Genomic DNA, 18257 nt, shown 5'->3' with positions numbered 1-18257 from the left:
AGCACGGCCTCCCGGAAGGAAGACAGCATGAGATTCCGCAGCGCACGAGCGGTCACGGGCATCGCCGCGATCGCACTGATGGCGACCGCGTGCAGTGGCGGCGGCGACGAGGGCGGGGAGGCCGCCGCCGAGGGCAGCCTCGTCATCTGGTCCGACCCCGAGCGCGCCGACGCCATCGAGGCGGCAGCCCAGGAGTTCGCCGAGGCCAACGGCATCGGGGTCGAGGTCCAGGGCCTGACCTTCGGCGACATCCAGGGCGACGTGCTCAACGCCCACCAGGCCGGGAACGCCCCCGACGTCTTCATCGGCGCCCACGACTGGACGGGCAACCTGGTGCGCAACGGCGCCGTGCAGCCCATCGAGCTGCCCCAGGACCGCGCCTCCGGCCTGGACGAGACCTCCTTGCAGGCCCTCAACTACGACGGCCAGCTCTTCGGTGTTCCCTACTCCCAGGAGAACATCTTCCTCATGCGCAACACCGACCTGGCGCCGGACGCCCCCGCGACCTTCGAGGAGATGGTCGAGGTCGGCACCGAGCTCAAGGACTCCGGTGAGACCAGCGAGGTCCTGTCCATGGCCGTGGGCCAAGAGGGCGACCCCTACCGCATGAACGCCCTGTTCACCTCCGCGGGCGGCTACCTCTTCGGCCAGGACGAGGAGGGCAACTGGGACCCGACCGACCTGGGCGTGGGCACCGACGAGTCCATCGAGGCCATGGAGAAGGTCGCCGAGTACGGCGAGGCCGGAGAGGGCGTGCTGCGCCGCTCCATCACCCTGGAGAACGACGCCTCCCTGTTCTACGAGGGCGAGGCCCCCTTCTTCGTCGCGGGCCCGTGGAACGTCGCCGACGCCAACGAGGCGGGCGTCAACTACGAGATCAGCCCCATCCCCGGCTTCGAGGGCGAGGAGCCCGCCAGCCCCTACATCGGCTACCAGGCGTTCTTCGTGACCGAGGGCAGCGCCAACAGCGCCCTGGCCCAGGAGTTCGTGACCAACTACGTCACCGACACCGACTTCGTCCTCAGCCTCTACGAGGCCGACCCCCGCATGCCTGTGCAGACCGAGGCCCTGGAGAGCGTCTCGGCCGACGACCCCACCATCGCCGCGATCTCCGAGGCCGGGGCCGAGGGCATGCCGATGCCCTCCATCCCGGAGATGGGCGAGACGTGGGAGCCGCTCGGCATCGCCCAGGCCGCCGTCGTCGCCGGTGAGGACGTGCGCGAGGCCATGGAGGCCGCCCACGAAACGATCGCCTCGCAGATCGGCGAGTAGCGGTGGCGTCCAACAAGACAGCGGGCGCTCCCTCACCGGGGGCGCCCGCCCGCACGCCCCTGCCGGGCGGCCGGTTCGCCGGGAACGGTTCACTGGCCGGGCAGCTGGTCAAGATCGCCCTGCTGGGCCTGTTCACCGCCCTTGGCGTGTGGGCGGTGCTGCCCCTGTACGTGGCGGGCAACTGGTGGGGCATCGGCCTGGTCGTGGCCGTGGTCGGCCTCGTCTACTGGGTCTACCTGTCCAAGCGCACCGTCCCGGTCAAGTACCTGGTCCCGGGCGTGCTGTTCCTGACCGCCTTCCAGATCCTGCCGGTGCTCTACACGATGAGCACCTCGGTGACCAACCTCAGCGACGGCCACCGGGGCGACAAGGAACAGGCCATCGCCTCCATCGAGGCCTACTCGGTGAGCAGTCCGGACGGGGCCGAGGAGTACACCCTGACCGTGGCGGTCACCGGCTCGCCCGAGACCGGTGAGCTGGCCTTCCTACTCACCGACCCCGAGGGCCAGGCCTACGCCGGAACCGAGGAGGGGCTCACCGAGCTCGACGGCGCGACCGTGGAACCCTCGGGCAAGATCACCGAGGCCTTCGGGTACACGATCCTGTCCCCCACCCAGGTCAACGCGCGCAGCGACGAGCTCCAGGCGTTCGCGGTGCCCACCGGCAGCGGCACGGGCATCCGCTCCAGCGGCCTGTCCACCGCCTTCGAGGGGACCGCGACCCGCGCCTACGACGCCGGGTGCGACTGCGTCACCGACACCGAGACCGGGATCGTCTACCACGCGGACAACGAGCGGGGCGCGTTCTACAACGAGGACGGGGAGCGGCTGGCCCAGGGCTGGCAGGTCGGCGTGGGCTTCGACAACTTCGCCCGCTTCCTGTTCAACCCGACCTTCGCGTCGTCGTTCTTCAGCATCCTGGTGTGGAACATCGCCTTCGCCGCCTCCGTCACCTTCCTGGTGTTCGTGGTGGGCCTGGCGATCGCGCTCACCCTGCACGTGCCCAGGCTGCGCGGCAAGGTCGTGTACCGGATCCTGGTGGTCCTGCCGTACGCGATGAGCTCGCTGGCCATGTTCCTGCTGTGGCGGGACATGTTCAACACCGACTTCGGCCTGTTCAACCGGGTGCTCGGCCTGGAGGTGGACTGGCTGGGCGACGCGTGGTCGGCCCGGGCGGCGGTGATCCTGGCCAACGTCTGGCTGGGCTACCCGTACATGTTCCTGGTGGCCACGGGAGCCCTCCAGGCCGTCCCGCGCGAGCTGGGCCAGGCCGCGCAGATCGACGGCGCGGGCCCCTGGCAGGCCTTCCGCAACGTCACCCTGCCGCTTCTGATGGTGGCGATGACGCCGATCCTGGTCTCGACGTTCGCGTTCAACTTCAACAACTTCAACGCGGTGTGGCTGATCAGCCAGGGCGGGCCCTTCTCCCCGGAGAGCCCGACGGCCGGGGCCACCGACCTGCTCATCACCTACACCTACCGGCTCGCCTTCAACGAGGCCACCGCCCAGTACGGGTACGCGGCGGCGTTGTCGGTGATGATCTTCCTGATCGTGTCGGTGATGTCGGTGGTCAGCCTCAGCAGGAGCAAGGCCCTCAAGGAGGTGGACTGATGGCGGTCGCGACCCCGGACGCGGTGCGCGCGCCCCACCGGCGCGGTACCGGAGTCCGTCTGGGCCTGTGGGCCCGCAGGTACGGCTGGCGCCACGTGGTGATGCTGCTGGTCGTGGCGTTCGCGCTCTTCCCGGTGCTGTTCGTGGTGTCGGCGGCGCTCAACCCGCTGGGCACGCTGTCCAGCGCGCAGTTGTGGCCGACCGGGGCCAGCCTGGACAACGCCGTGGACCTGTTCAGCAACACCCCGTTCACCACCTGGTACGCGAACTCGCTGTTCTTCGCCTTCACCAACGCCGCCGTGACGGTGCTGCTGTCGGCGCTGGCCGCGTACGCGTTCAGCCGCATGCGCTTCCGGGGGCGCCGGGTGGGGCTGATCGGGCTGCTGGTGATCCAGATGTTCCCGCAGTTCCTGGCGATCGTGGCGATCTACCTGATGTTCTCCACGATCGGCGAGTACTACCCGTCGATCGGTTTCGACACCCGGTGGGGGCTGCTGCTGGTCTACCTGGGCGGCGCGCTGAGCATCAACACGTGGCTGATGAAGGGCTTCTTCGACACCGTGCCGAAGGAGCTGGACGAGTCCGCGCAGATGGACGGGGCCTCGCACGCGCAGGTGTTCTTCCGGATCATGCTGCCGCTGGTCACGCCGGTGCTGGCGATCGTGGGCCTGCTGGTGTTCATCTCCACCATCAACGAGTTCCTGATGGCGAGCGTGTTCCTGCGCGACACCGACGCCAAGACTCTGGGCCTGGGCCTCTACCAGCTGGTGGCCTCGCAGCGCAACGCGAACTTCGGGATGTTCGCGGTGGGCGCCATCATGCTGTCCCTGCCCACCCTCGCGGTGTTCTGGTTCCTCCAGCGCTACATCACCGAGGGCCTGACCGCGGGAGCGGTCAAGGGCTGAGCGGGCGGTACCGAGGAGAACGCGGAAGGGGGCGCCCCGGCTCGGGGCGCCCCCTCCGTGTTCCCGCGTGCGGGAGGGACTACTTCTTCTTCTTGTCGTCGGAGCCGCCGGTGTCGGTGGACAGCGCGGAGATGAAGGCCTCCTGGGGCACCTCGACCCGGCCGACCATCTTCATCCGCTTCTTGCCCTCCTTCTGCTTCTCCAGCAGCTTGCGCTTACGGCTGATGTCGCCGCCGTAGCACTTGGAGAGCACGTCCTTGCGGATGGCGCGGATGTTCTCGCGGGCGATCACCCGGGCGCCGATGGCGGCCTGGATGGGCACCTCGAACTGCTGCCGGGGGATGAGCTCGCGCAGCTTCTTGGTCATCTCCACGCCGTAGGCGTAGGCCTTGTCCTTGTGCACGATGGCGGAGAAGGCGTCGACGGCCTCGCCCTGGAGCAGGATGTCCACCTTGACCAGGTCGGAGGCCTTCTCGCCGGTGGGCTCGTAGTCCAGCGACGCGTAGCCCTTGGTGCGGGACTTGAGGTGGTCGAAGAAGTCGAAGACGATCTCGGCCAGGGGCAGCGTGTAGCGCATCTCCACGCGGTCCTCGGACAGGTAGTCCATGCCCTGGAGGTCGCCGCGCCGCTCCTGGCACAGTTCCATGATCTGGCCGATGTGGTCGGCGGGGCTGAGCACGGTGGCCTTGACCATGGGCTCGTAGATGGAGTCGATCTTCCCGGCGGGGAACTCGCTGGGGTTGGTCACCACGTGCTCGGTGCCGTCCTCCATGTCCACCCGGTAGATGACGTTGGGGGCGGTGGAGATGAGGTCGAGGTTGAACTCGCGCTCCAGGCGGGCCCGGGTGATCTCCAGGTGCAGCAGGCCCAGGAAGCCGCAGCGGAAGCCGAAGCCCAGGGCGGCGGAGGTCTCCGGCTCGAAGGCCAGGGCGGCGTCGTTGAGCTGGAGCTTCTCCAGGGCGTCGCGCAGCACCGGGTAGTCGGTGCCCTCGATCGGGTACAGGCCCGAGAACACCATGGGCTTGGGCTCGCGGTACCCGGACAGCATCTCGGTCGCGGGCCGGTTGAGGGAGGTGATGGTGTCACCGACCTTGGACTGGCGCACGTCCTTGACGCCGGTGATGATGTAGCCGACCTCTCCCACCCCCAGCCCGTCGCACTTGGTGGGCTCGGGCGAGCTGACGCCGATCTCCAGGATCTCGTGCGAGGCGCGGGTGGACATCATCTGGATGCGCTCGCGCGGGCTGAGCTTGCCGTCGATCACCCGGACGTAGGTGACCACGCCCCGGTAGGTGTCGTAGACCGAGTCGAAGATCATCGCGCGGGCCGGGGCGTCGGCGTCGCCGACGGGCTGCGGGATCTGGTTGACGATCTCGTTGAGGAGCTCCTCGACGCCCTCGCCCGTCTTGGCGCTGACCCTGAGCACGTCGGAGGGCTCGCAGCCGATGATCCCGGCCAGCTCCTCGGCGTACTTCTCCGGCTGCGCGGCCGGGAGGTCGATCTTGTTGAGCACCGGGATGATGGTGAGGTCGTTCTCCAGGGCCATGTACAGGTTGGCCAGGGTCTGCGCCTCGATGCCCTGTGCGGCGTCCACCAGCAGGACGGCGCCCTCGCAGGCGGCCAGGGAGCGCGAGACCTCGTAGGTGAAGTCGACGTGCCCGGGGGTGTCGATGAGGTCGAGCGTGTAGGTCCGGTCGTCGAGGGCGGTGAAGGGGATGCGCACCGCCTGCGACTTGATGGTGATGCCGCGCTCGCGCTCGATGTCCATGCGGTCCAGGTACTGGGCGCGCATCTGGCGGTCCTCGACGACACCGGTGATCTGGAGCATCCGGTCGGCCAGCGTCGACTTGCCATGGTCGATGTGCGCGATGATGCAGAAGTTGCGGATCAGCGCGGGATCGGTCCAGTTCGGCTGTGCCACCGTGCTCCGTTCACAGGTCGGGTCCGGGTCGTGTGCGCCTAGCGGCGGTGTCGCCCCCGCCGCGGCGGAGGCCGACGGCGTCGTCCATCATCCCACGGCGGCCGGGTGCCCTCTCTCGGTGACGGCAGCGGCCCGTGCGGCAGTATGGGGCGCGGGTCTGGTGTCCAGATTATGTGACCCGGGACCGGGAACGGGCCGCGCGGGCGGGCACCGGGCGCGCGGCGCCGCCGTTGGGGGCGGTGGCGGGCGGGGAGCGCCCGCGGTCCGGGATGTGGGAGGAGCGGGCGGTTGAAGTGGCTGTTGACACGGTTGCTGGCGGGTGTGGCCGCGATCGCGGTCGTGGTGGTCGGCGCGGGGGCCCTGCTGGCCTTCCAGTTCTCGGGTGAACCGGAGCCGTGGGCGGCCTCGCGGGGCTCCGACGCGGCGTGGGTCGGCTCCTGGGAGGACACCGGCCCCCTGGCGCGGGTGCTCGACACCGGCGGGGTGGACACGGTGTACGTGTACGCGGGCGAGATCGACGCCGAGGGCGCGGTCGAGCGGGTCGAGGACACCGGTTCCCTGCTGCCCTGGCTGGAGCGGGAGTACCCCGACGTGCGCGCGCTGGCGTGGCTGCGGCACGTGGAGAGCGGGTCCTCCCTGTTGAGGGACCAGATCGACGAACAGGCCCGCGCGGCGCTCGCCCCGGCGGTCGCCGAGGTGGCCGCGGACGGGTTCGCGGGCGTGCACCTGGAGATCCGCCCGGTGACCGTGAACGACCCGTCGATGCCCACGCTCGTGTCGATGGTGCGCGAGGAGCTGGGCGAGGAACCCGTGCTGTCGGTGCAGGCCCACCACGTGGAGCTGGTGCCGGGTGGTCGGGTGCCCTCCTTCGTCATGGAGCGCGGGGAGAAGTACTGGTCCAAGGGCTACCTGGACCGGGTGACCGAGCACGCCGACGAGGTGGTGCTGCCGGGCGTGGGCGCGGGGATGCCCGGCGACGCGCTGTACGGCGGGTTCATGGTGCGGCAGGTGACCGAGGCGGTGACCGCCCTGCGCGCGCACGAGGGCGTGGCGGTGCGGTTCGGGCTGCCCACGTACGGCGATGGCGAGTGGGCTCCGGAGGAGTCCGACGAGTCGTTGGCGACCGCGCTGGAGGCCGTCCGGCTGGGCGTGACCGAGGTCGAGCCGCCGGAGGGGATGACCCTGGGGGTGGCCTTCTACCTGGGGGACGAGGCGACCGAGGAGGACGTGGCGGCCTACACGGAGGGGTGGCTGCTGTCCTGAGCGGCGCTCCCCGAAGACCCGTGGGCGGGGCGGTGGAGTCGTCGCCGCTCCGCGCGTGTGCCGCACGGGACCGCGATGGCGCGTGGAAGAGCCCTCGGAAACGTCCTCCCGGCATCGTCACGGGTTCCATGGGGGCAGGTGGTGCCTGAGCGGTACCCCGTGTGAGGCATACTGGAAGTCCGTGTCTCGGACTTCCACATTGGCCTCGGGCCCTGTGGTCTCACACACCCTGCGTCGGCACCCACGCCGGCCCCTCGCGGAACGGCTGCCCGCGGGTCGGGCCGCCTGGTCCGGTCGGCGCGATGACCAAGATCAACTGGAGCACGTTTTCGCATGGCGAACATCAAGTCGCAGAAGAAGCGCATTCGGCAGAACGAGAAGGCTCGTGTCCGCAACCAGGCGGTGCGCTCCTCGCTGAAGACGGCCATCCGCAAGTTCCGTGAGGCTGCCGAGGCCGGGGACGTCGAGAAGGCCACCGTCGCCCAGCGCGCCGCCGCTCGCGCGCTGGACAAGGCCACCAGCAAGGGCGTCATCCACCAGAACCAGGCCGCGAACCGCAAGAGCGCGATCGCCAAGCGTCTGCACTCCCTGCAGTCCGCCTGAGACTGAGGCTCGACCCGGCCCGGTGCATGCGCACCGGGCCGGGTTTTTTCGTGCGCCCGGCGTCGTCGTCCCCCACCGCCGTCCGCGCGGGTCGAGGAGGCCCGGACGAGGGTTGTCCACAGCTTGGAATCGGCTGCTGACACAGCTTCCCCGGCTTCCTAACGTGGTCTTATGACTGTTCAGCGCCGCAACAGGCGCCACTCCCCCTCGACCGACCAGCAGGACCGGCTCCGCGCGCTCACCCTGGCCGCCTCACCCGCCGCCCGGCGCCTGCGCGCGCGTATCCCCCGCTCGCAACCGCGGCCCGAGCCGCCTTCCCCGGGTGTCCCGGCGATCCCGAGCGCGCCGTACGCGGTGGCCGGGACGCACGCCCCGTACCGACCAGCGGCGTCCGGCGGCCCGCCCCGCCCGGAGGGCGCAGGCCGTCCCGGGGCCGCTTCGCACGGGGGTCCGGCCACCGGCCCTCGGCGGCCGGACGCTCCCGAGGACACCGTGGCCCGGGCACCTGCCCCAGAGCAGCGGGACGGGAACGCCTCCGGTGGCCGCCGGAGCCGGTCCAGGCCGGACGCCCCGGGGGCGGTTCTCACCGGCGAGGAAGGCCGCTTCTCGGCCGGGCCCGCCCGGGGTCCGAGCGGGAGGCGGCGGACCCCGGGGAGCGCCGGGGCCGGTACCCGTCGTCATCCGGACACACCGCCCGCTCCCGGCACGGGTCCCGTGCCCTCGGAGTCCTGGCCCGAGCGCCACCCCGACGACCTGCTCGGCGTGCCCGCTCCCCCGCGCCCCTCTCCGGCCGGGTCGACGGCGGCGCGGTACCCGTCCGGGGAGGACCGGGACGGTCAGGCGGCCGTGCCCGCCCCACGGACCCCGGGAGGCGGCCGGGACGGGCAGGCGACCGTGCCCCTACCGCGGGCCTCCGGGGAGGACCGGGTTTGGCGGACGACCGTAGCCACGCCACGGGCCCCCGAACGAAACCGGAACGGGAAGGCGACCGCACCCGCCCCACGGTCTCCGGAAGACAACCGGGACGGGCAGGCGACCGCACCCGCACCTCGGTCCTACGGGGAGAACCGAACCGGATCGGCGACCGGGCCCCCAGCGCGGGCCTCCGCGGGGACCGTGAAGCGGGGCATTGGGGAGGACACGGAGCGCGGAACCGTCCCGTCCGCCCGAGGTGTCGGCGCGTCGGAGGGCGCGCCCGGTCCGGACCCGTGGCCCGACCCGGCAGGGGGGCGGCACCGGCGCCCGGAGCGCCCGCCGTCGGGGTACGCGGAGTTCGACCCCGAGCCCTCCGGCTCGCTCCTGGAACGGCTGGCCCGGCGATGGCCGCCCCGGGCGGCGCTGTCCCGGCGGGCGGTCATCGTCCTGGCCGTGCTGGGCGCCCTGGCCGTCGTGCTGGTGCTGACCCTGTACCACCGGCCGACCACGGTGCCCGCCCCCGAGATGGTCACCCGTGCCGCGCCCGCGCCCGTACCCGCGGCCGAGGGCGACGGCGCGCAGTCCCCGGCGCGGGAGGCGGGGACGGAGGCCGGGGGCGCGGATACCGGGGAGGCCGGGGGCGCGGCTCCGGAGGAGGACCTCGTGGTGCACGTGGGCGGTGAGGTGTCCGACCCCGGGCTGTACACGCTCCCGTCGGGGTCGCGGGTGGCCGACGCCGTGGAGGAGGCCGGTGGCGCGCTGCCCGACGCCGACCTCGACCTGCTCAACCTGGCCCGTCCGCTGGTCGACGGCGAACAGGTCCTGGTGGGCGTCCCCGTGCCCGCGGGCGCGGGCGTCACCGGAAGCGGCCCCCAGGGCACCGGAGGGCTGGTGGACATCAACCGGGCGGACCGGGCCTTACTGGAGACCCTGCCCGGGATCGGCACGGTGATCGCCGACAACATCGTCTCCTACCGCGAGGAGCACGGCCCCTTCCGCAGCGTCGACGACCTGGTCAACGTGGACCGGATCGGCGACAAGATCCTCGCCGACCTCCAACCCCACGTGACGGTGGGGTGAGGGGCGGTGACCACATGGCTGGGGACGGACGCCTACGGACTGGACAAGCCGCCCGACCTGCGCCTGCTGGCGCCCGCGGCGACGGCCTGGCTGGCCGCGCTGGCGGCGCTCGCCGTCCCGCCGTGGGCGGCCTGGTCCCTGGCCGGGGTCGCGGGGGCGGGCGCGGCGGTGGCGCTCCTGACGGCCGCGCGTACTCCCCTGGAGGCGGCGGCGCTCACCGCTGCGGCGTCGCTGGCCTGTGTGGCCACGGTGGCGGCGGTGGCCGGTGTGCAGGTGCACCGGGTGGAGCGGAGCGCGGCCAGGGAGGCCGCCGAGCATGGGCGCGAGGCGGAGTTCGAGGCGGTGGTGACGTCCGATCCGCGTCCGCGGTCGGGGACTCCCCGGCCGGGCAGGGCGGCCTGGGTGATCGACGCCCGTACCGCGTGGGTGCGGTCCGAGGGGACCGAGCGCGTGTCCGCGGCGCCGGTGGTGGTCCTGGCCTCGGAGGAGGACTGGCGCGAACTGCTGCCCGGGCAGACCTTCCGGGCGCGGGGCGTCTTCCTCGGCACGGAGGACGACCCCCTCACCGCCGCCCTGGTCGTGGTACGCGGGCCGCCGGAGGAGGTGGGGCGGCCCGGCGGTCTGCAGAGCTTCGCCGGTCTGGTGCGGGAGCGCCTGCGGGAGGCCTCCTCCGGACTGTCCCGGCCCGAGGACGGGCTCCTCCCGGCGCTGATCGTCGGCGACGCGTCCGGGGTGCCGCCGGAGACCGCCGAGGACTTCCGGGAGACCGGGATGACGCACCTGCTGACCGTCTCGGGGGCCAACCTGGCGGTGCTCACCGGCTTCGTGCTGGCGCTCTCCCGGCTGCTGCGGGCGCCCCCGTGGTGCTCGGTGGCGGGCGGCGCGGCGGTGATCTGGGTGTTCGTCCTGGTGTGCCGCCCGGAGCCGAGCGTGGTGCGCGCGGCGTTCATGGGATCGCTGGGTCTGCTGGCGCTGGCCACCGGGCGCGCCCACGCGGGACTCGGTGCGCTGGCCGTCACGGTGGTCGGGGTGCTGTTCGTCGCGCCGGGGCTGGCAGCCTCCTTCGGGTTCGCGCTGTCGGTGCTGGCGACCGCGGGCATCCTGCTTCTGGTGCCGCCGTGGACGCGGGCGTGGTCGGCAGGCCTGCCGCGTCCGGTGGCGGAGGCGCTGGCGGTGGCCCTGGCCGCGCAGGTGGCGGTCTCCCCCGTGCTGGTCCTGCTCTCGGGTGAACTGTCGTGGATCGCGGTTCCGGCCAACGTGCTGGCCGCTCCGGTGGTCGCGGCGGTGACGGTGGCGGGGACGGCGGTGGCGGCCCTGGCCCTGGTGTGGCCGGGGGCGGCGGCGGTGGCCGCGCACCTGCCCGGGTTGGGGGTGTCGTGGATCGCGGCGGTGGCCGGTGCGGGCGCGCGTGTTCCGCACGGCGCGCTGGCGTGGCGGTCGGATCTGGTGGGAGGGCTGGTCCTGGCCGCCGTGCTGGCGGCGCTGGTGTTCACGCACGGGCGGTTGCGCCGTGTCCTGGCAGCCGTGGTGGCGGCCGTGCTGCTGTTGGCCCTGGCCGCGCGGTGCGTGCCGGGCGGATGGCCGCCCCCGGGATGGGCGCTGGTGGCGTGCGACGTGGGACAGGGCACCGCCTTCGTGCTGTCGGCGGGCCGGGGCTCGGCGGTGGTCGCCGACACCGGGGAGGACCCGGACAGGGTGGACGACTGCCTGGGGCGGCTGGGGGTGCGCGAGGTCCCGCTGCTGATTCTGAGCCACGACCACGCCGACCACGTGGACGGCACGCCCGGGGTGCTGCGGCACCGGAGTGTGGGGGCCGCGCTGGCGCCGCCGGGGTTCGGGGAGAGCGCCACGGGGCGGCTGCTGGCCGACGCCGGGGTGCGGTTGTTGGAGGCCGAACGGGGCCAGCGGCTGAGGGTGGGAACGTGGCTGCTGCGCGTGCTGTGGCCGGTGCCCGGCTTCACGGGCTCGGTGAACGACACTTCGGTGGTGGTCCGGGCGGACGGTGCGGCGATGACGGTGCTGCTGACCGGGGACATCGAGGAGGAGGCGCAGAGAAGGCTGCTGGAGGGACCGGACGCCGACCTGTTACGGGTGACCGTGCTGGCCGTGCCCCACCACGGGGCGGGGAGCCAGGAACCGGCCTTCCTGGAGGCCACCGCCCCGGTGGTGTCGGTGACCTCGGTGGGCGCGGACAACACCTACGGGCACCCGGCACCGTTCACGTGGAACATCCTGGAACGGGTGGCGCGGGTGAACCTGCGCACCGACCGGGACGGGGACGTGGCCGTGCTGGACGGCGGCGGTTCCGGGCCAGGGCAGGCCGTGGTGCGCGGGCCCGACCCCGCGCGGTAGGAGGCGGCGCCCTGGACAGCGGGGCGGCGGAGGATGGCACGGTAAGGGGGCGGGGGCGCGGGAGGCACCGCGTACGGGGCCGGTCGCGGTCGGTGCGGGCGACGGGGCGGGAGTGCGCCCGCCGACCATGTGACAGGCGCGTGCCCGCCGACCGCGCGACGGGCGTCCGGCTGGTCGGTGGGGCGTGGCATCCTCTGTGTATGCCTGCACCCGCCCTGCTCACGATCATCGTCGGGGACGAGGAACTCCTCGTCGACCGGGCCGTCGCCTCCGTCGTCGCGGCGGTCCGCGAGGCCGACCCCGGCGTGGACGTCCACGACCTGCTGCCCGCCCAGGTGGGGATGTCCACGCTCGTCGAGGTGACCTCGCCCTCGCTGTTCGGCGATCGGCGGGTGGTGGTGCTGCGCTCGTCCCAGGACCTGACCAAGGACCTGGCGGCGACCGTCACCGACTACCTCGGGGACCCTGCCGACGACGTCAACCTCGTACTCACCCACGCGGGCGGCAACAAGGGCAAGGCCCTGCTCCAGGCCGCGGTCAAGGCGGGCGCCCACCGCGTGGACTGCAAGGGGCCGAGCAAGCCCGCCGAGCGGGTGGCCTTCGTCAAGGGCGAGTTCTCCCAGGCGGGGCGCCAGATCACCGCCGACGCCGCGCAGGCGCTGGTGGACGCGGTCGGCAGCGAGCTGCGCGAGATCGCGGCGGCCTGCACCCAGCTGATCGCCGACACCGAGGGCCGGGTGGACGCCGCGGCGGTGGCCAGGTACCACTCCGGCAAGGCGGAGGCCTCGGGGTTCACCGTGGCCGACCGCGCCGTGGAGGGGCGCCTGCCCGAGGCGCTGGAGCAGTTGCGCTGGTCGCTGGCGGTGGGTACCGCCCCGGTGCTGATCAACAGCGCGCTGGCCGGCGCGGTGCGCGGCATCGCCGTGGCCGCCCAGCCGCCGCGCGGCATGTCCGAGGCGGATCTGGCCAAGCGCGCCAAGGTCCCGCCGTGGAAGCTGCGGACCCTGCGTCAGCAGGCCCGGGGGTGGAGTCCGGCGGGGGTCACCCGCGCCATGGCGGTGGTCGCCGAGACCGACGCGCTCATCAAGGGCGCCGGACGCGACCCCGAGTACGCGCTGGAGCGGGCCGTCATCGAGATCGCCAGGGCTCGCGGCAGGCGTTAGCGGCGGGTTCGAAGGGCCGCTTCGGGCGTCGGAGGGGCCGCCTCAGCGGATGGTCCTGCCGCCCTGCCACACCCGCAGGGTGTTGAGGCCCATCGACCAGGCGAAGGCGCCCTCGTGGTCGGCGTCCCACTGAACGAGGTCGGCCAGGCTGCCGGGCGCGAGCACGCCCCGGTCGGTCAGGCCCAGGGCGCGTGCGCTGCCCACCGTGGCGGCGTGCAGGGCCTCCTGCACGGTCATCTCGAACATGGAGATGGCCAGCGAGATCACCAGGGGCATCGACATCGTGCCCGACTGGCCGGGGTTGTGGTCGGTGCCCAGCCCGATGGGCACCCCGTGGTCGAGCAGCGCCCGCACCGGCGGGGTGCGGCGCTCGTGCAGCGAGGTCGTCGGGCAGGCCACCACCGGCGTGCGGGTGGCGGCCAGCGCCAGGACGTCCTGCTCGTCGGTCTCGTGCAGCAGGTCCACGGAGGAGCAGCCCATCTCGGCGGCCATGCGCACGGCACCGTGCCGGGGGCGCGAGCAGGCGTGCAGGGTGGTGCGCAGCCCGGCGGACTGGCCCACCCCCAGCAGCATGCGGGCGTCCTCGGTGGTGAACTGCTGGTTGTCGCAGTACACGTCCACCCCGTCGGCACCGGCCAGCGCGGCGTCGTTGAGCCAGGAGGCGGCGGTGGCCGCGTACTCCCTGGGTCTGCCGAAGAACTCGGGCGGCACCCCGTGCGCGGGGAAGAAGGTGACGTGCAGGCGCGGCATGCCCGGTTCCTCCTCCAGGGAGCGCAGCAGGCGCACGTCGGCCAGTTCGCCGTCCCTGGTCAGGTGGTAGCCGGTCTTGGCCTCCACGGTGGTGGTGCCGGTCAGCACCCAGTGCCGGAGCCGTTCGCGGACCGCGTTGCACAGGGTCCAGGGGTCGGTACCGCGGGTGATGGTGACGGTGGTGGAGACACCGCCCCCGGCCGCGAAGATGTCCCCCTTGGAGGCGCCCTTGGCCCACATGTTGACCTCGGCGTAGCGGTCCCCCGCGTACACCGGGTGGCAGTGGGCGTCGATCAGCCCGGGGGTGATCATGCCGCCGCCGATGTTGACGACGTCGTCGACGTCGGTGAGGTCGTCCACCACGCCCGGGATGCTCTGGGGGAGCTCGGCGGCGGGCCCGACCCAGGCCACCCGGTCGTCGTCCATCAGGAGCGCGGCCTTGGTGATCAGCTCGCTCCCGGTCCACAGCCGACCGATGTTGCTGAGGAGTACCGCCGTCATGGGGTCGTCCGCCCTCGCCGGTCAGGTCAGCCGGGGCGACTGCGGGACACGGTCGTGGGATACACGGGCGGGCATGGCGACCTCGTATCTGGAGCGGTCCGACGGAGCCGGTGGGGCGGCCTGCGGCCGCCGCGGTGCCGTGACAGTGGCACAGGGGGCGGCTGTCGCGGGACAGCGGCCACTGGCGGCCAGTGCTCCAAAACCGTAGTCCATCCGCGGACTCCGTGTACACCTCCCCGGAAGGACGAATAGGACGGTCACGCAACAAAGGCCGCGGGCACACCCGGTGACCGGTGCCATCGGCGGCCCCGGTGGTCCGGGTGTTCGCGTGCGCCGCCGGGACCCGCCACCGGACACAGCGAGGCCGGGGCGCCTCCCAGGAGGCACCCCGGCCGTGCGCGGCGGACCGCGCGTGCCTCAGGCCGTGCTGGGCGTGTACTCGTCGAGTCTGCCCGCGAGCAGGGCCGGTACGAAGGCGTGGATCGCCGTGCCCTCGGCGGTGTGCTCCTCGCTGAGGATGCGCCCCTCCTCGTGGATCCGGGCGATGAGGTCGCCCCGCGAGTACGGGACGAGCGCCCGGACCTCGTGCGCCAGCTCGGGAAGCGCCGCGGCGACCGCGTCCACCAGCGCGGGGACGCCCTCGCCGGTACGGGCCGACACCTCCACCATGTCCGGGTAGCGGGTGCGCAGCGCCTTGAGCACGTCGGGGTCGGCGGCGTCCACCTTGTTGACCACGATGAGTTCGGGCACGTCACCGGCGTCGATGTCGGCGAAGACGTGCCGGACCGCGCTGATCTGGCTCTCGGGGTCGGGGTGGGACCCGTCGACCACGTGCAGGACCAGGTCGGAGTCGGCGACCTCCTCCAGGGTGGAGCGGAAGGCCTCCACGAGCTGGTGCGGCAGGTGCCGGACGAAGCCGACGGTGTCGCTGAGCGTGAACCCGCGGCCGTCGGGCGTGCGGGCCTGGCGCACGGTCGGGTCCAGGGTGGCGAACAGGGCGTTCTCGACCAGGACCCCGGCGCCGGTCAGCCGGTTGAGCAGGCTCGACTTGCCCGCGTTGGTGTACCCGGCGATGGCCACGGACGGCACCGAGCGGGTGCGCCGGACGTCGCGCTTGACGTCGCGAGCGGTGCGCATGTGGGCGAGCTGGCGGCGCAGCTTGGCCATCTTGTCGTTGATGCGCCGACGGTCGGTCTCGATCTTGGTCTCACCCGGGCCGCGCAGTCCCACACCGCCGCCCGCGCCACCGCCGCCGGAGCCGCCCGCCTGACGGGACAGGGCGTCACCCCAGCCGCGCAGTCGCGGCAGCAGGTAGCTGAGCTGGGCGAGCTCGACCTGGGCCTTGCCCTCGCTGCTGCGCGCGTGCTGGGCGAAGATGTCCAGGATCAGGGCCGTGCGGTCGATCACCTTGACCTTGACCACGTCCTCCAGTTGGCGCAGCTGGCCGGGCGTGAGCTCCCCGTCGCAGATCACGGTGTCGGCGCCGGTGGCCTCCACGATGTCGCGCAGTTCGGCGGCCTTGCCCTTGCCGACGTAGGTGGCGGGGTCGGGCTTGGACCGGCGCTGGGTGACCCCCTCCAGCACGAGCGCGCCCGCGGTCTCGGACAGGGCGGCGAGCTCGGTGAGCGAGTTGTCCGCGTCGGCCTGTGAGCCGCTGGTCCACACGCCGATGAGGATGACGCGCTCCAGCCTCAGGGAGCGGTACTCGACCTCGGTGACGTCGGTGAGTTCGGTGGACAGTCCCGGAACCCGGCGCAGCGCGTGGCGCTCGGCGAGTTCCATCTCGCCCTGGTCGGGGGCGTTGTCCGGGTCGTCGTAGCGGTCACCGCCGGTGGCCCCGGCCTCGCGGGACGCGTCGTGTGCGTCGACCCCGTCCCCGACGGTGATCGCCTCGCGGAACGCGTCCTCGGCCTCGTGGCCGTCGTGGACGCTTCCGCGGGTGTCAGCTGTATTCATATCCCTCCAGGTGGGTCAACGTGGCCGCCGCCCCGATTCTTCCCGCGACCGGGCGGTGGCGGGCGCCCTGTCGATGGTGGCATCTCGCCTCCGCGCGGGCACCTGAATTATCGCAGGGCACGGCGGGCACGACACTCCATGGGATCCGAGCCGGGTCCCGCGTCCGTCCCGACGACGGGCGCCGACGCCGCGGGAGAAGTTTTCGCGACCTTCCCGTCCCGGGAAACTCCCAAGTCAGTGAGACACGCGCGACGTTGACCGTCCGCGAACCGGACGGTAGCTTCGTTTTCCACATACCAAAAGCTTATTTCGTATTGCGGAAGGTTTTCCATGGGCGCCACGCACGGGGTCGAGATCACCGGCCCCCTCCACGAACGGTTCGACGAGATCCTCACCGAGGACGCCCTCGCCCTCGTCGCCGAACTGCACCGCGCCTTCGAGGCGCGCCGTCAGGAGCTCCTCCAGGCCCGGGTCGCCAGGCAGGAGCAGATCTCGGCCGGGACCGACCTCGACTTCCTCCCCGAGACCAAGCACATCCGCGAGGACGACAGCTGGCGGGTCGCCTCTCCCGCCCCGGGCATCACGGACCGCCGCGTGGAGATCACCGGCCCCACCGACCGCAAGATGACCATCAACGCGCTCAACTCCGGCGCCAAGGTGTGGCTGGCCGACTTCGAGGACGCCAACACCCCGCTGTGGGAGAACATGATCGGGGGCCAGCTCAACCTGCGCGACGCCCTCGACCGCACCATCGACTTCACCTCCCCCCAGGGCAAGGCCTACGCCCTGAAGGAGGACGGCGAGCTCGCCACCGTCGTCGTCCGCCCGCGCGGCTGGCACCTGGACGAGAAGCACGTCCTCGTGGACGGTGAGCGCGTCAGCGGCGGCCTGCTGGACTTCACCCTCTACTTCTTCCACTGCGCCCGGCGCCAGATCGACAAGGGCAGGGGCCCCTACTTCTACTTGCCCAAGATGCAGAGCCACCTTGAGGCGCGCCTGTGGAACGACGTCTTCGTCCTGGCCCAGGAGCGCCTGGGCATCCCGCGCGGCACCATCCGCGCGACCTGCCTCATCGAGACCATCCCGGCCGCGTTCGAGATGGAGGAGATCCTCTACGAGCTGCGCGAGCACTCCGCGGGCCTCAACGCGGGCCGCTGGGACTACCTGTTCAGCATCATCAAGACGCACCGCACCCGCGGACGCAGGTTCCTGCTGCCCGAGCGCAACGCCGTCACGATGACCGCGCCGATGATGCGCGCCTACACCGAGCTGCTGGTCAAGACCTGCCACAAGCGCGGCGCCCACGCCATCGGCGGCATGGCGGCCTTCATCCCCTCCCGCAAGGACGAGGAGGTCAACAGGACCGCCTTCGCCAAGGTCCGCGACGACAAGTCCCGCGAGTCCGGCGACGGCTTCGACGGCTCCTGGGTCGCCCACCCGGGCCTGGTCCCGGTGGCCATGGAGGTCTTCGACGGCGTCCTGGGCGAGCGCCCCAACCAGATCGACAAGCAGCGCCCCGAGGTCGAGGTCTCGGCCGAGGACCTGCTGGCCGTGGACAGGACCCCGGGCGGGGTCACCCTCGCGGGCCTGCGCGGCAACGTCAACGTCGCCCTGCAGTACCTGGCGACGTGGATGGGCGGCAACGGCGCGGTGGCCGTCCACAACCTCATGGAGGACGCCGCGACCGCCGAGATCTCCCGCTCCCAGGTGTGGCAGTGGCTGCACAACGACATCACGCTCGACAACGGCCCCAAGGTCACCGCCGACCTGGTCCGGGAGATCATCGACGAGGAGCTCGCCGCCATCCGCGAGCAGCTGGGCGCGGACTTCGACGAGAACCTGTACCAGCAGGCCGGAGAGCTGTTCACCGAGGTGGCCCTGGCCGACGAGTACGTCGACTTCCTGACGCTGCCCGCCTACGAGCGCATGCCCTGACCCGGCACTGATTTCATAAAACGGAAAACAA

At 72.2% G+C, this 18257-nt stretch carries 12 protein-coding genes; 9 read left to right on the top strand and 3 right to left on the bottom strand.

Annotation, left to right across the window (positions count from 1 at the left end; genetic code table 11):
- The first annotated feature begins 27 nt into the window (after positions 1–27).
- From AC0VX6_RS07300 to AC0VX6_RS07290, 3 genes are read left to right on the top strand one after another with little or no spacing between them, the layout of a single operon-like run.
- Complete coding sequence (locus AC0VX6_RS07300; protein WP_475467896.1) at positions 28–1272, top strand: sugar ABC transporter substrate-binding protein; 1245 nt, start codon at positions 28–30, stop codon at positions 1270–1272.
- 2 nt (positions 1273–1274) lie between these two features.
- A complete protein-coding gene (locus AC0VX6_RS07295) occupies positions 1275–2882 on the top strand; it encodes an ABC transporter permease subunit (protein ID WP_274976758.1) in 1608 nt (535 codons plus the stop codon).
- A complete protein-coding gene (locus AC0VX6_RS07290) occupies positions 2882–3787 on the top strand; it encodes a sugar ABC transporter permease (protein ID WP_248774002.1) in 906 nt (301 codons plus the stop codon). Before AC0VX6_RS07295 ends, AC0VX6_RS07290 begins: the two co-directional genes overlap by 1 nt.
- A 79-nt stretch (positions 3788–3866) precedes the next feature.
- On the opposite strand, the gene lepA is transcribed toward AC0VX6_RS07290, so the two are convergent.
- A complete protein-coding gene (lepA, locus tag AC0VX6_RS07285; protein WP_274976757.1) occupies positions 3867–5708 on the bottom strand; it encodes a translation elongation factor 4 in 1842 nt (613 codons plus the stop codon).
- A gap of 288 nt (positions 5709–5996) precedes the next feature.
- Between lepA and AC0VX6_RS07280 the strand changes: the two genes are divergently transcribed.
- The 5 genes from AC0VX6_RS07280 (at position 5997) to holA (ending at position 13084) form a co-directional block, all read left to right on the top strand.
- The gene (locus AC0VX6_RS07280; protein WP_475467894.1) at positions 5997–6971 is read left to right on the top strand and encodes a hypothetical protein; all 975 of its coding nucleotides are present in this window, start codon (positions 5997–5999) and stop codon (positions 6969–6971) included.
- Between the two features lie 333 nt (positions 6972–7304).
- The gene (rpsT, locus tag AC0VX6_RS07275) at positions 7305–7574 is read left to right on the top strand and encodes a 30S ribosomal protein S20 (RefSeq protein WP_047871222.1); all 270 of its coding nucleotides are present in this window, start codon (positions 7305–7307) and stop codon (positions 7572–7574) included.
- A gap of 1116 nt (positions 7575–8690) precedes the next feature.
- On the top strand, positions 8691–9569 hold the full coding sequence (locus AC0VX6_RS07270) for a ComEA family DNA-binding protein (protein ID WP_274976755.1): 879 nt from the start codon (positions 8691–8693) through the stop codon (positions 9567–9569).
- A gap of 6 nt (positions 9570–9575) precedes the next feature.
- On the top strand, positions 9576–11921 hold the full coding sequence (locus tag AC0VX6_RS07265) for a ComEC/Rec2 family competence protein (RefSeq protein WP_475467892.1): 2346 nt from the start codon (positions 9576–9578) through the stop codon (positions 11919–11921).
- Positions 11922–12121: 200 nt separating this feature from the next.
- Positions 12122–13084 (top strand): DNA polymerase III subunit delta, encoded by a 963-nt coding sequence (gene holA, locus AC0VX6_RS07260; RefSeq protein ID WP_248773999.1) that lies wholly within the window; start codon positions 12122–12124, stop codon positions 13082–13084.
- Positions 13085–13126: 42 nt separating this feature from the next.
- Here holA and AC0VX6_RS07255 read toward each other — a convergent pair whose 3' ends face one another.
- Together AC0VX6_RS07255 and hflX are read right to left on the bottom strand one after the other, a co-directional pair.
- Entirely contained in the window at positions 13127–14335 is a 1209-nt protein-coding gene (locus AC0VX6_RS07255; protein WP_274976753.1) for an amidohydrolase family protein, read from the bottom strand.
- Positions 14336–14752: 417 nt separating this feature from the next.
- On the bottom strand, positions 14753–16291 hold the full coding sequence (gene hflX / locus AC0VX6_RS07250; RefSeq protein WP_274976752.1) for a GTPase HflX: 1539 nt from the start codon (positions 16289–16291) through the stop codon (positions 14753–14755).
- A 330-nt stretch (positions 16292–16621) separates the two neighbouring features.
- Between hflX and aceB the strand changes: the two genes are divergently transcribed.
- Positions 16622–18226, top strand: coding sequence for a malate synthase A (gene aceB, locus AC0VX6_RS07245; protein ID WP_475467890.1), 1605 nt, complete (start codon positions 16622–16624; stop codon positions 18224–18226).
- Positions 18227–18257: the final 31 nt, after the last annotated feature.

It is taken from the genome of Nocardiopsis sp. iso_25 (assembly GCF_056173305.1).
Note: the sequence above shows the minus strand (reverse complement) of the source record. Positions and strands in the feature narration are given on the sequence as shown.

Bases quoted from the DNA above. Each gene is read 5' to 3' on its own strand.
- AC0VX6_RS07300 (WP_475467896.1), top strand. From the start codon at position 28: ATGAGATTCCGCAGCGCACGAGCGGTCACGGGCATCGCCGCGATCGCA.
- AC0VX6_RS07290 (WP_248774002.1), top strand. From the start codon at position 2,882: ATGGCGGTCGCGACCCCGGACGCGGTGCGCGCGCCCCACCGGCGCGGT.
- rpsT (WP_047871222.1), top strand. From the start codon at position 7,305: ATGGCGAACATCAAGTCGCAGAAGAAGCGCATTCGGCAGAACGAGAAG.
- holA (WP_248773999.1), top strand. From the start codon at position 12,122: ATGCCTGCACCCGCCCTGCTCACGATCATCGTCGGGGACGAGGAACTC.
- AC0VX6_RS07255 (WP_274976753.1), bottom strand. From the start codon at position 14,335: ATGACGGCGGTACTCCTCAGCAACATCGGTCGGCTGTGGACCGGGAGC.
- hflX (WP_274976752.1), bottom strand. From the start codon at position 16,291: ATGAATACAGCTGACACCCGCGGAAGCGTCCACGACGGCCACGAGGCC.
- aceB (WP_475467890.1), top strand. From the start codon at position 16,622: ATGGGCGCCACGCACGGGGTCGAGATCACCGGCCCCCTCCACGAACGG.